General features: G+C 44.3%; 8 protein-coding genes. 3 read left to right on the top strand and 5 right to left on the bottom strand.

The annotated features are described in order from the left end of the window. Positions 1-93: 93 nt before the first annotated feature. On the top strand, positions 94-1,272 hold the full coding sequence (locus DYADSP32_RS03175; protein ID WP_149244070.1) for an MFS transporter: 1,179 nt from the start codon (positions 94-96) through the stop codon (positions 1,270-1,272). Positions 1,273-1,380: 108 nt separating this feature from the next. Here the strand turns inward: DYADSP32_RS03175 and DYADSP32_RS03170 are convergent, their stop codons facing one another. The 4 genes from DYADSP32_RS03170 to fucP all read right to left on the bottom strand — a co-directional run bounded on the left by DYADSP32_RS03170 (position 1,381) and on the right by fucP (position 8,657). Next, entirely contained in the window at positions 1,381-2,517 is a 1,137-nt protein-coding gene (locus tag DYADSP32_RS03170; protein WP_414617477.1) for a BamA/TamA family outer membrane protein, read from the bottom strand. A 438-nt stretch (positions 2,518-2,955) separates the two neighbouring features. Next, a complete protein-coding gene (locus tag DYADSP32_RS03165; protein WP_149244072.1) occupies positions 2,956-6,252 on the bottom strand; it encodes an ExeM/NucH family extracellular endonuclease in 3,297 nt (1,098 codons plus the stop codon). A 166-nt stretch (positions 6,253-6,418) separates the two neighbouring features. Beyond that, complete coding sequence (locus DYADSP32_RS03160; protein ID WP_149244073.1) at positions 6,419-7,318, bottom strand: ROK family protein; 900 nt, start codon at positions 7,316-7,318, stop codon at positions 6,419-6,421. Positions 7,319-7,409: 91 nt separating this feature from the next. Further along, positions 7,410-8,657, bottom strand: a complete 1,248-nt coding sequence (gene fucP / locus DYADSP32_RS03155; protein ID WP_149244074.1) for an L-fucose:H+ symporter permease — start codon at positions 8,655-8,657, stop codon at positions 7,410-7,412. A 332-nt stretch (positions 8,658-8,989) separates the two neighbouring features. Here fucP and DYADSP32_RS03150 point away from each other — a divergent pair, with 332 nt between their 5' ends. Continuing rightward, positions 8,990-10,534, top strand: a complete 1,545-nt coding sequence (locus DYADSP32_RS03150; RefSeq protein ID WP_149244075.1) for an AAA family ATPase — start codon at positions 8,990-8,992, stop codon at positions 10,532-10,534. A gap of 11 nt (positions 10,535-10,545) precedes the next feature. Beyond that, complete coding sequence (locus DYADSP32_RS03145) at positions 10,546-11,403, top strand: HNH endonuclease (protein ID WP_149244076.1); 858 nt, start codon at positions 10,546-10,548, stop codon at positions 11,401-11,403. Positions 11,404-11,849: 446 nt separating this feature from the next. Here the strand turns inward: DYADSP32_RS03145 and DYADSP32_RS03140 are convergent, their stop codons facing one another. Continuing rightward, positions 11,850-13,649 (bottom strand): hypothetical protein, encoded by a 1,800-nt coding sequence (locus tag DYADSP32_RS03140; RefSeq protein ID WP_149244077.1) that lies wholly within the window; start codon positions 13,647-13,649, stop codon positions 11,850-11,852. Positions 13,650-13,674: the final 25 nt, after the last annotated feature.

Genomic DNA, 13,674 nt, shown 5'->3' with positions numbered 1-13,674 from the left:
TCGCTCCCCCGGATCACCTTGCCTTGGCGTGTTCAAAATGAAAACATAAACGATAGATGGAATTGCATATTTTTGCAAAAATTAAGTTACAAAATGGAAAACACACTTTTGCATGCGCATGACAGGAAAACCCACTCGGCAAGAAAAGCAAGTTTACTCATCTTTCTGGTATGCGGCATCGGGCTTTCGTGCTGGGCACCGATGGTTCCGTTTGCCAAAACCAACCTTGGACTCGACGACGCTACACTTGGGGTTGTGCTGTTATCTCTTGGCGCCGGCGCCATTCTTACCATGCCATTTTCTGGTATGTTTATCAATAAATATGGAAGCCGCAAAGTCACACTGATCGCCTCAACTGTTATTGCCATTATCTTACCTCTTTTGCTTCAGGCCACCTCTTCCATCCAGCTTGCCGGAGCGCTCTTCATTTTTGGAGCCGCCATAGGTTCGATTGACGTGGCCATGAACGCGCACGCCGTGTTGGTTCAGGAAAGATATGGCCGTCATATCATGTCATCATTTCATGGTATGTTCAGCGTTGGGGGCTTGCTCGGCTCCATAGGCTTGGGTTTTTTGATAAAACTTGGCCTGTCACCTGTGCTTGCTGCCATCAGTATTTCCGGGCTTCTTATGTTGATCACCATCAGCCAATACAGATTCCTTTACGCGCACAAAGACGAAGCTACGGTGGAGTCATTTTCATTTGTTTTACCACGCGGGCCTGTTTTGGTTCTGGGTCTGATGTGTTTTGTATTTTTTCTGGCCGAGGGTGCCTTGCTTGACTGGAGTGCCGTATTTCTTCAATTCAATCGTGGTTTCGATCCTTCCATGTCCGGACTTGGTTATGCGGCATTTTCCATAGCCATGGCTGTGATGCGGCTGACGGGCGATAAAATCGTAAACCGTGTCGGTTCGGACAAGGTGGTGTTGTATGGTGCTCTGGTGTCGGCCGCAGGTTATTTCATCGCTGTGTCTTTCACCTGGCCGGGGGCTGCTTTGATAGGCTTCGTGTTGGTAGGATTAGGCGCTGCCAACGCAGTTCCAGTATTTTTCACTGCGGCTGGCCAGATCCCAAATGTGGCGACCTCCATCTCTCTCGCGGCAGTTACAACGCTGGGGTACTCAGGCCAGCTTGCGGGTCCTGCTCTGATCGGGTTTATTGCCGAAGGAACCTCCCTACCTCTGGCGCTCGGGTTTGTGGGATTTCTATTGTTGGCTGTCGCTTTTGTTTATAAGCCTCAGACGGGAAGCCTGGGGATATATTTCGATTAAAAGTGAGACTCGTGTTTGATTGTTAAATTGTTAAGCATTCGCAGATAAATATATAATGATCAAAATTTAACCAATAGCAACTTGCGAGGTATTTTTTAGTTTTAGTCACTAAAACGCCTCTCCTGTAAACAAATAGAACCCGGGGCCTTCTTTGGTGAAACCTACGTCCAGACGCAAAAAAATGTCTTTTTTGGGAAACAACAAATAACGTAATCCCACTCCTCCGGATGGGCGTATATGTTTCCAGCTAAATTCATTCACTCTAGGAGCCACCACCGCCGCGGCAGCGAAAACCGTTCCTCCAAAACGCTTGGAAAAACTAAAAGGTAACCACCGGTGCTCGGCCTGCGCAGCCAACATATTTTTATCACGGTAACGTCCATAATAGAAGCCACGCATAATCATTTCGCCTCCCATCAATGCCATTTGATTGAAAGGAACATCACCAGAAAAGAAGTTGCCATAAACCTGCCAGGCAAGGACGTTTCTTTTACTGGTTGGGTGCGCTGAGCGGACATCCAGATTAACCCCTTGAAAATTGTGATCGCTTCCCAGAGACGGATGATATTTGAGAAAGGAAATTTCACCAAACAGTCCTTTCCTTACATTTAACACGTTGTGTCTGTTGTCGTAAACCAACGCAGCTCCCAAGCCTAAATTCCGTCCACCGCTGCTACCAAGTGGTTGTTCATAGCCCTGGTGATCCTTTGGTTGATTGAAACGGGTATTGTAAAGCTGCTGGTAATCAATCTCTGGCCCCAGAAATAGATTAGGTACCACTTTCCTTAAAACCCGCTGCCGCAAAAGTAAATAATTGGCGTCGATCAGTGCCGGCTCGTCACCGCTCGTTTCCGGCCCAATGCCGTAATAAAGTAACGGAAATCGCTGAAAACGAGTTTTACCAAGAAAAAACCAGTTGTCATTGTCGCCATAGATCGCATTGTCAAGCCAGATTCCATACTGTGCCTCCAGCGTAATGAAGGTAAATGCATTTACTTCACTAAGCCGGTTTAGCGTGTCATTTTTGGCCTGAAACAGGAGGAGAGAAGAAAACCCAAATTCGAAGCTTGTCTCCGGAGAATAAGCCAGTGTGGGATATATCCTAAAACTTGGCTTTCCAGGCGAGGTGGTATCGGTTACGGTTTTTTGAACAATTCGCTTCAGCCATCCTCCCTTTTCCTGAGCGATAAGTGGGCCACATGAAAGCAACGCCAGTAGTAGAATCAATAAATATTTATATTTCAAACTTCGTTGATTAGTCGGTGACGAGTGTATACGCATATCCCTAAAAGGGATACCATTTGCTCTTAAGTTCCATTTCGGGAGTGTCTTCACTACATTTCGCTTAATAACCTTAAATAACCAGTACCTCAGAATGATTAAAAAATCAGGCCAGTCTCCCATTTATACATTCACTCAATACTTACCGTTCAGTCGGCAGGCTATTTCTATTTCTTCACAATCAACCAAACACTGTGCTGCAATAATGCAATCAATCGTCTTGTTTAACCGGATTTTATCGCGGTAGAGTCGGGAATAATCAACGGAAACGCATGAATCGAGTCATAAAACACTTCCTAAAACAGCTTCAAATCCAGTAGATGAAACAAAAAAAAGAGGCTCATCGCCTCTTTTTTTATCTGCAAAGCAATTGGTTTTCAGCACATTGAATGGCTTACGACTTCAATGCTTCACAAATTTGAAGGTGTGATTCTCTGTCCCGGAAGCCACACGAATGATATACACCCCTGACTTCAAACCGGGAAGTGCATTGGTTGCACTTTTGTTGATTTTGTCAAGAGAACCCTTTCCTGAAAAAAGAGCTATTCCATCTTTGTTCACGATCTGATAAAGCCAATTCGAATGAGTAGATGCTATTCCTGAAAATTTTAGATTGATCTGATCAGCCACAGGATTAGGATATACGCTAAATTCAAACTCCGTTTCACCACTCATTTGTACTGGTGCAACTCTGGAATAGGTAAATTTCCCATCGTAATCTGTTTGTTTCAAACGGTAGTAAGACACGCCATACAGCGGTGACGTATCCGTAAAACTGTAACTATGGAGACTATTGCTATTGCCTTTTCCATCCCGCACGGCAATATCTTCATATGAAATTGCGTCCGCCGATCTTTGTACCGTAAAATGACTGTTATTTGATTCCTCTGCCGTTTTCCATTCCACCTGAACCTGATCATGGATTCTCCTGGCATTAAAAGACACCAAACGCACCGGCAACGGGGTTGAAAAGTCGATCCCAATTAATATCGGATCGTGATCTGAAGAGCGGAAAGGACTTGTCGCATCTGCCAGTATAGAAGTGTACTGAAGAATGGCAGGCTCATTGGAATTGATGTTCCATTTTTTAACAGTGGCGTATGGGCTCATCGTAGATGAAAAGACTGCATGATCCAAGGATCCTAGCGCGCCGTCAAAACTGTATGAATATTCAGTAGCCAAACTTGGAACAACAAGGTTTCCCGCACGAAGAATATCCATAGGATCTTCTTCATAGTAGGCATTATAGTCGCCTACACTCACAATTCTGTCCGTGCCGCCACTGATTTTAAGATTCTCAATAAATGCGAGTAGTGCAACAGCCTGCGTTTTACGGGTAGCGTTGTATGCACTCTGGCCATCGTTCTGATCAATATCCAAACCGGTAGCATCACTGGACCCCTTGGATTTGAAGTGATTCACAATGAAAGTAAACTTTTCCGGAGCCATCACACGTCCGCCTGGTACTACTGCCGCCAGCGTTTCAAAGGTTTGCCCCAGAAGCGGGCGCGTATTCTGACCACCACCGGTTAACTGAGCATCTCCATAGGTTTTCAATGAACTAACCTTGTAAATGATCGCACATTTAATCTGATCAGAATTGTCCGTCTGAACCGATGCACCGTCATTTACAATCGCATAAGCGCCCGGCGTGCCCAATTCAGCATTTAGGCCATTCACAAGGTCCTGAACGGCGGAAAATGCTCCTACCCCATCATTTTCGATTTCTATCAACCCCACCACGTCCGCATTCATTTGCGCAAGCGCTTTAATTATTTTACTCCTCTGTACGGCAAAAGCCGCTGCACTCGCTGCACCTCTGGTCGTAGGGAAACCGGCGCCCTGGCCATTACCGTTAAAATAGTTTAGTACATTGAAGCTGGCTATTTTGATACCGGCATTTGTAAATGTAGGAACAGATGGGCGCGTAACCGTAAAAACGGGCAAATCAGCTCCTGCCAGTGGCTGAATGCGGTATTTGGCAAAACCATAACCCATAATACCCTTCAAGGACGATATGGTGCTGTTTACCCGGATGGTATTCAAAACAGGATCGAGATACGGTACTGTCGTTAGATTACTTAACCCTGATCCATCATCAAGCACAATCAATTTGGCGGCATTAGCAGCTGCGTAAGCGTTCACCGCTGGTACATTGGCAGCACCGTCAGAGCCATTTCCAGTTGCCGGATCATCGTTGGGATCCACAATTTGTGTCGGCGTGTAAACGCTTCCATTCAAAGAAAGAACAACTTCACCCCGGAACGCAACATCGCTTACATCTGTGACCGTCAGTTCGGACGCAAATTGTACCCGCATGCCTTCATACTTCTCTGCCGAAGCAGGCGCGTTGTCCGTGATGCTGATATCAGTAAAAGAAGGTGCCGGGTTGCTGCCTGACAAAATGGAGACAGCCGGAGAGGCGATGACAGCCTGATTAAAAGACGGGGATCCGCCATTTTCCTGAACCGTTCCCAATACCCGTACCAGATCTCCCACCTTCACGGAGGGATCACTCATTACCACGAAGATTCCTTCTGATGTATTTTCATCAGCATCCGCGTCAACATCTTCTTCCTGAATATAAAATCCGGCAGGCTCTAAGGTGCCATATACGCCTGTCACGATAGCTTCCACCTGGAAAGTTCCGGCAGTGGCTTGATATCCCGCTCCCTGAATGGTGTTAATTTTTGTTGCGCTGCCGAGCGCTTCTACCCCGTTGGCACTTAGGTTAACCGTCACAGGCGCATTCAAACTTGCATGCGTGAGGGTGATGCTACCCGAAGCCGCTCCAGTGGCTGCGACGGAAGTCGTGATATACAGCCATAAACCACTTGCAGTACGTTCAGCGTCTGTTATCGTAGCCGAACCACTGTATGGACCTGCCGGGTCTTTCGAAATTGTAAATGGAGCATCCACAACAACGGCAACATCTGTGGCGTCCAGATTGGCGAATTTCAACAAAATAGCTTTGTATGGTGCGCTGGTATTGATAAATACGTTACCAAAACTTACGGTACCAGACGATACACTGATGCTGGGTGTATTCGAAAACTCCACTGGTGAAGAAGTATTCTGCGGGAAGGGCTTTACAGTTCCAGTGCTCGTAAAATCTGTGTTGTTATTGTTCCTATCCCATCCATTTCCAATGCCCGGAGTCCAGGAGTTATTTCCGGATGCGCGTATAATGGAGCTTTCATTACTTGGAGCCGGAGCTCGCCCAGCGCCCTCATAAAAGTTACCACTAGAACCGAAACCAACAAGATCAACCACGTCGGTGGTAGGATTGGAAACTGCCAGGGCAGCCGTGCATTGGCATAATAAAACCTTTCCTGCGGTTCCAGACATCCCTGCATTCCCGGTCGCATCAGGAGTGGGCAAAGCAACCGCAGTGCCACTTGCATTTGTTCCGTCGGCTTGCTTTACCAAATAGTACCCACCGGCTTTGATGGTACCGGACAAAGGTGTTGCATTATTGAAAGAGCCACTGGAGCTTGCATACTGTACCGACCAACCGTTCAGGTTCACATCAAAAAGTGTGGGATTGTAAAGCTCCACGAAATCGCTTAACCAGTAAGCCCCGGAATTTCCTCCACCGCCATAAACTTCACTAATGACTACATGATTGGCAATTTGAGCGTCAGAAAGCCTGACAATTGAAAGCATGAAGATGCTTAACAGAAGTAATTTTTGTTTCATTCGAATTGTTTAAGTTTGTTGATATCCGAAAAATAGAAACAAAACTAAACAATCCCTAGCCCGTGGAGATGACGTCAGTATTAAGTCTGGAGAGGGCTAGATAACATAAAAAACGGACAAGTCGAGCAGACCTGTCCGCGATTCGTAAACAACTTCGCCTGCTTTTTTACAATAACGCAGCACCAAAAACCCCTGCACTGTCGCCCAGCCTGGGTTTCAAAATTGGCGTCGTTACCACACCTTTGTTGAAAATATATTTTTTTATCCTCTCAAAACCTGCGGTGTACAAAAGATCGATATTACCCACACCCCCGCCAATCACAATAAGTCCCGGATCAAGTACATTGATTAAGGTAGAAATAGCTCTGCCATAATATTCCAATAATCTTTCGATTGTCGCTTTTGCATGTTCATTTTTTCCCTCATTGTATTGTTCGAGAATGGTTTTAAGAGACAACTTTTCCCCGCTCACCTGCTCGTAATACCGCTCCAAAGCTGGCCCGGAAATCACCTGCTCCACACAGCCGGCTTTTCCACAATAGCAGGGCACGCCATTTTCCTCCAGAATGTTGTGGCCCCATTCTCCGCCGATCCCATGATGACCGCCGATGATCTTGTTGTTCACAACCAGCCCTCCTCCTACACCGGTACCCATAATCACGCCAAAAACGACCTCCGCCTTGGGATATTCTTTTCCGGCACCTATCAATGCTTCGGCCAGTGCAAAACAATTGGCATCATTGGCCAGCTGTACCGGGATACCCAGAATAGCCTCCAGATCTTGTCGCATCGGCTTCCCATTCAGACAGATGGTGTTGGAATTCTTCATCAATTGTGAGTCTGGTTCCAGTACACCGGGTGTGGCAAAGCCTATTTTACGTGGCTTCTCCCCAACTTGCTCGGCTACCATGTCTATCAGTTTTTTTATTTGGGACAAAATGTGCTCATATCCCTTTGCAGATTCGGTTGGAAGGCGCATCCGCACCACCACTTCAAGGTTATTGTTTGAATCCAAAACGGCACACTCAATTTTGGTGCCTCCTAAGTCTATTCCCCAGAGTTTCATATTTGATTAGCTGTGAGCTATCAGCTGTTGGCTAATAGCTTTCATTGGTTTGTTCTTTAACTGCTTAACTGCTAGATCCCCTAACTTCTCCTCAACGAACTTTGTAAAATTTATAGCCAAACATGAAGATTACCGCATAGCAAATAATAGGCAGATAGTAGGCCGTTGCCACATCGTAGTCGGCCACAGCTCCCATGAGAAACGGGAAAAACGCACCACCACAAACACCCATCGAGATGAATGAAGACGCCTGTTGGGTATGGGAACCCAGATTCTTCAATCCAAGACTAAAAATAGTGGGGAACATAATACTGAAGAAAAAGTTAAGCATCAGCAGCGCGATAAACGAAGGCCATCCCCAGCTCTGCGCTACAATTAGGCACATCACAATGTTACCGGCTGCAAAAATGGCCAAAAGTGAATGTGGTGCAATGACCCGCATCAAAAAAGTACCTACAAAACGACCTGCTAGCATCAGACCCATGAAAAGCCCCATATAGTTGGCTGCCACAGCATCCGTAAAGCCCATCTTTTCATGGCCATAATTAATAAAAAATGCCCAGGTACCTCCCTGCGCAGCCACATTAAAAAACTGAGCAGCAACAGCCCATTTAAAATGTCGGTGCTCAAAAAGCTTTTTTCCAGACTTATTATCCTCATTTACAGAGTCAGCAGAGGTACTGCCATGAGGATCAGTTAAGGCTGGCACTTTCACAAAAGAAAAACCAATGGCAATGCAGGCTATCACGGCTCCTATTGCAATATAAAGCACCTTGACAGAAGTTAAGTCGGTACTTCCTTCTACGTTGTTACGCAGCAGAAAGTATGATCCAATGGTCGGTCCTATAATGGCGCCCAGGGCATTAAACGCCTGAGCAAAGTTGATTCGCTGGTCGCTCGTCCGTTGGTCTCCGAGTGATGCAACAAAGGGGTGTGCCACAGTTTCCAGTGTAGAGAGCCCACATCCCAGAATAAACAACGCAAGTCCAAAAAATGGGAAAGACGCAGCGGCCGCGGCTGGAACAAAAAGAAACGATCCGCCGGCAAAGAGAGATAGTCCCAGAAGCACCCCGTTTTTATAACCAAAACGTTTCATGAACAAACCTGCTGGTATGCCCATTACCGCATAAGCCCCAAAAATAGCAAACTGCACAAAAGCAGATTGAAACTTGGTTAGACTTAGTACATGCTGAAAATGTTTGTTCAAAACATCCCCCATGGTGATGGCGATGCCCCAAAACATGAATAATGAGGTGACAAACACAAGCGTGACGAGATATTTATTCTCGGTAAACTTCGGGGCATTTGCGGCATGCGAAGGCGGGGAAACGTTGCTCATTTAGCTGAATAATAAAATTAAATGTATGGTATGTTCTATTTTTGAAAATGTAAATTAGGTAAATTTAAATACTGTTTCCAATCAAAGTTTTTTACATCATGCCCTCCCAGCCTGATAGGAAAGCGAATTCGTATGTAAAGTGGCTCATTCAGAGCGGGGAAGGTGGTGAAAGGGAAAGGCTTGCTTCCCATAAATTAATGAATTTTCTTCCCAAATAGTAACCTGGTGGAGATAAGGCCGGTAACAGGTGAAATTTACTGACCTTGTGATAATTTTATCAATTTGTAGTAGCGAATTGCTATTTTTGAGTAGTGGCTTAAAAAACAAAGTATATGAATGCCAAAAGTCTTCCATTAGCAGTTGGTCGAGAACTAAGGGAAATTGCAAATTTTGTTAAACAAAAAATTAAGGACTCACGTTTATCGCTGGATCTAAAAAGCAACAATGATTTTGGATTCAAAGTAGTATACAAAGCTTTTAACAAATTATATTTCTCAGTTACCGGTTATGACACCGATTCTGAAACTGTAGAATACACTGTTGTAATGATTCCAAACGACCTATACACTTCGATCGAAGAATCTTACGACGCGGAAAAATATATGGTTAAAAATGATGTTCTTATTAATTTTTTAGATTGGTTGACCCTCCTTGATGGATATGAAGAATTGGCACCCATCGACTTCAAAAATCTTTTTAACATAGACGAAGACGAACAGTTCCTTCAAAACGAACCGGATACCTTCACAGAAAAGGATCAAATTCTAACATACTGCCTTAAAAGCCTCTCCGTCTCCAATTTCCAGGGAATTAAACGGGCTACAATAGAAAACTTGCCCGTTGATACCAGATGGGTATTCTTGGTTGGGGAAAACGGATTCGGGAAAAGTACGATTTTGCAGTCTATGGTTCTCGGGTTACATGGATCCAAAGACGGTGCATACGACTACGCCCCCGATTCCGGATCACGCATAAAAGTGGAGTACAAAAGTGAAGATCAAAACCTACTCAATAACTTCAAGATTAATCAATCCCCGCTTCTTCACCTGGCTGCGTATGGCCCTGTAAGATTAAACATGCAGGTGGATGCAAGCATAAGTGAAGCCGCTCAAAAAAGTGGAACCTTGTATAGTCTTTTTAGAACAGACGGGGTCTTGCTGAATATTGAAAGTGAGCTTGTAATATGGTACCTCAAAAAGGACGATCGTTTTAATCTGGTAAAAAAAGCATTCCTTAAACTTGTCCCAAACCTGTCAGATATTCGGTTCAACTCATCAAATAACCGTATTGAGTATATTGAAAAAGACACGATAAACGGCGAAGATCAATATGAACCACTTCCTTTTGAAAAAATCGCTTCTGGTTTTAGGAGCATTATCGGCGTAGCGGGTGACATGATTGTTCGACTTTCGAGCAGTCAAAAAGAAATACAAAACCCATCTGATCTGAAGGGTGTTGTTATCATTGACGAGCTGGATTTGCACTGGCACCCCAAATTGCAAAAACACATTCCCCAGCTGTTCAGTGAGGTTTTTCCCAATATTCAGTTTATCGTTTCAACCCACAGTCCAATTCCATTACTTGGAGCACCCAAAAACTCCGTTATCCTCAAAGTGAATCGAACCAAAGAAGAAGGAATAACCGTGGAAAAAATAGATATTGATCTCAAAACCCTGACTCCCAATCTAATACTAACTTCGGATGTTTTTGATATGGACGACATATTTTCCAAGCAATTGGAGGATTTGACAGAGGTTAGAACAGAAGACACATTTGAAGAAATGGAGAAAAATGATGACATCGACCAATATCTTAACGAGTTTGAAAAAAGTAGTCGACAATTCCCTGACGAACTTTTCGAACCCAGAAACAAATAGGTTACGGGATAATGATTAGTGTAAAAAAAGATTTCACAATCCTGCCGAAAAAGTTAATTGAATCCCGAAGACTCGCTCTTATATTGGATTCTATCACTACCCAAAGTAAGCATAAATTCGATTCGAAGGTCTACAGGGATGCAACCTTGGAATCACTGGAAGTGCTGTATCATTCGAAATGTGCCTATTGCGAGACCAACACTTCCGCAGGTGCTGCAATGCAGGTTGACCATTATCGTCCTAAAAAGAAGGTCAATGATGATTTGATTCACAACGGCTATTACTGGCTAGCGTATGAGTGGAGTAATTTGATCCTGTGCTGCAGTAAGTGCAACCGCAAAAAAGGTTACAGCTTTCCAACATCAGCAGCCAAAATCACAGAGCCTTCTCTTGATGCGGATGGATTACCAGAAATCGAATACTGCGTAGCTGATTCGGCCAAACTCAGAGCAGAAGAGGCACTAATTCTACATCCTGAGCTGGATGATGTAGAGACTCATTTTGTGTTTGGACCAAATGGAGACATTTTAGGGTTAAGTTCCCAAGCAGAAAAAACAATTGAAATATGTGATCTTAATAGAAAGGAGTTGGTTTTTAAAAGACTTGGAATTCTGAAACGTTATGTAAACGACCTTCAGGAAATTTTACAAGAATTCTCCGAAGGCACAATTAATAGCGACCAATGCAGAGAATCTGCAAAACGAGTTTTCAGAAGGCTTGCTGCACTTCAGGATCCAAGAAGAGAGTATTCAAGATTTGGCTATTTCCTTTTTACCAAATTCGACTTTTTCATCGCCAACTCTCTTAAAGACAAACAAAAAGATGCAGTCCTCAAGCTTTTTGATCTCTTTCTTAAAAAAGAACTATAACCTTCGACGATTAATTTATGTTCTATTTTTGAAAATGTAAATTAGAGAAATTTAAATACTGTTTCCAATCAAAGTTTTTTGCATCATGCCCTCCCAGCCTGATAGGAAAGCGAATTCGTATGTAAAGTGGCTCATTCAGAGCGGGGAAGGTGGTGAAAGGAAAGGCTTTGGTGTCCAAAAATTTGTAAACTGCATCGGCTGCTTTAGCCCTTGCACATTCACATTCTGTAAGCGGTTCAGGCGTACTATGGGTGAGAGTCAACTGGCAAAAAGCGAATATCGAGTTCTGGGTAACCAGAATAAGTACACATTTAACCGATAGCTTTAACATGTGGTTTCAGGATCTGAGCATGACTATTATAAAAAAATCGTCCTGCCGAAACCATCAAAGCCGACAGTCTGCAACAGGACGATTACTAAACAAAGAGCTCGCTTCCTTAAATTTTCTACACCACCGGATAAGTTTTTAATTGATTTTCAATGGTGGCCAACTGTGAAAACATCTCTTCGCGATACGCATGGGTATGTTGGCTCAGTTGCGGAATCAATCCACGATAATAGTCGATTCCAGCGAGCAGTTGATCTTTAAATTTTTGCAGGTACTTTTTCTTTTTATCATTTAGGTCATTGGCCTGCATTTCAATATCCTTTCTGTAATGCTCCACATACAGGCTCAATTCATTGATAAACATGTTGGGCCGGCTCACATGGCTTAACAAATCCAGTTTACCATAGATATGTTTAACCATTTCGTCCAGCGAATACACCTTCGAAAACCAGGCCAGATTAGGTCCCGGGCAAATGGAAACGGCATGATTTTCTCTCGGAGTCAGCAGACCATGTTTCTTTAAAGTAGAGGTACTCAGGCCATCGCATAAGCAAAGCTTTTCGGTAACCGCCTGGTATTGCCGTTCATACTCCTGGGAACTGAGCTTTGCGGACTGCAGCTGTTTTATTTTCAGGTTCTGATATTGCCTCGACGCTGTACAAATCGGTTCGGCAGTAAACTCGGTGTTCGACACCAGATACTTCTTGTTACATGGGCTACCGGGCCTGCCCTTTGCAATGCGTTCCAGCCTTTGCTTTTCGGCACTGCTCTTTTTGAAATTATTGAAAAGTACGCCCAGCGGTGATGAATTGCTGACATAGTAATCATCACTTTTGGCTGAAACCAGATCTTTCAATGTAGCGTCGTCCACATTGGTAACCTCCGGAACAAGCAAAAAAGGGCTACCCCATCCGGTGGCATCCACTTCGTAATGGTCCAACAAAAAACGATCTTCCTGGGCAGTGCCAATGCCGCCCTGTACCGTAATGCGTGTGGACGGAGCACTGGCTATTTCAATTCCCTTTAATGCCAGGGCAGGCAGATACAAACTGAAAAGAGCCTCAAGCATTTCCTGTTTCCGGTCTTTAAACTCTTCCAAAATAGGTCCAAGCAGGTATCCTTCGGTGGCAAATGCATGTCCCCCACAATTCAGACCCGACTCAATGCGAAACTCAGAGACCCATATTCCTTTTTTGGCCAAAAACTTGGCCTGAATAAAAGCAGACCGAAAGTCGCTAACCTTGAGGATAATTCTCTTTTTCAAATGTCCCTTTGCATCTGGAAAAAAGTCAGGGAAATTTTCAACGTAATTGTACAACCGTGGATTCATACCTGCCGAAAGAACGAGCGAAGAAGTAAGTGTACTGTTTGCGAAACCCCGTAATGCTGCAGAAGCATCGGAAAAAGTATCATCGAGCGGTTCACCGAAAACATCCTTATTCAGTTTATCCACCTTGGACATGATGTTCACATCAATTGCCCCTTTTGAAATTGCATTTCGAAGCCGCTCCTGCAAAGCCGTCCTTTCCGCACCGGGCTGCATAGCCTTCATCTCAAGGTAACGTGTTTTTAAAGCAGCGCTGTCGGGCAGCAGTTCGAAATATCGGGTAATATCTGTACCAGTCTCAAAGGGCTCCTTTTGGAGCGTTGAGAAATGCCGGTCTATAATCCTCTCCATCAGGTTCAGATAGGCCGTTATGCGTTTACTGCGAAAGTCGGGCTCACTGGTTGGGATAGGTATAAAAACCTCCCCATTCGAAAGCGTGTGATGTTTTCTCATCCTTTCTATCATTTCATCATCTACGATGGACGCAACGGATGAAATACCGAAGGGTGAAACCTTGATAGGCGTATCAACAGAATATCCCAGCCCTAGTACCGGAATATGAAAAGTATGCGTTTGATTTGTCTGGATCATAAATTGCCGGAGCAGTAAATTTGAA

Source organism: Dyadobacter sp. 32 (assembly GCF_902506755.1).
Lineage (GTDB): Bacteria > Bacteroidota > Bacteroidia > Cytophagales > Spirosomataceae > Dyadobacter.
Note: the sequence above shows the minus strand (reverse complement) of the source record. Positions and strands in the feature narration are given on the sequence as shown.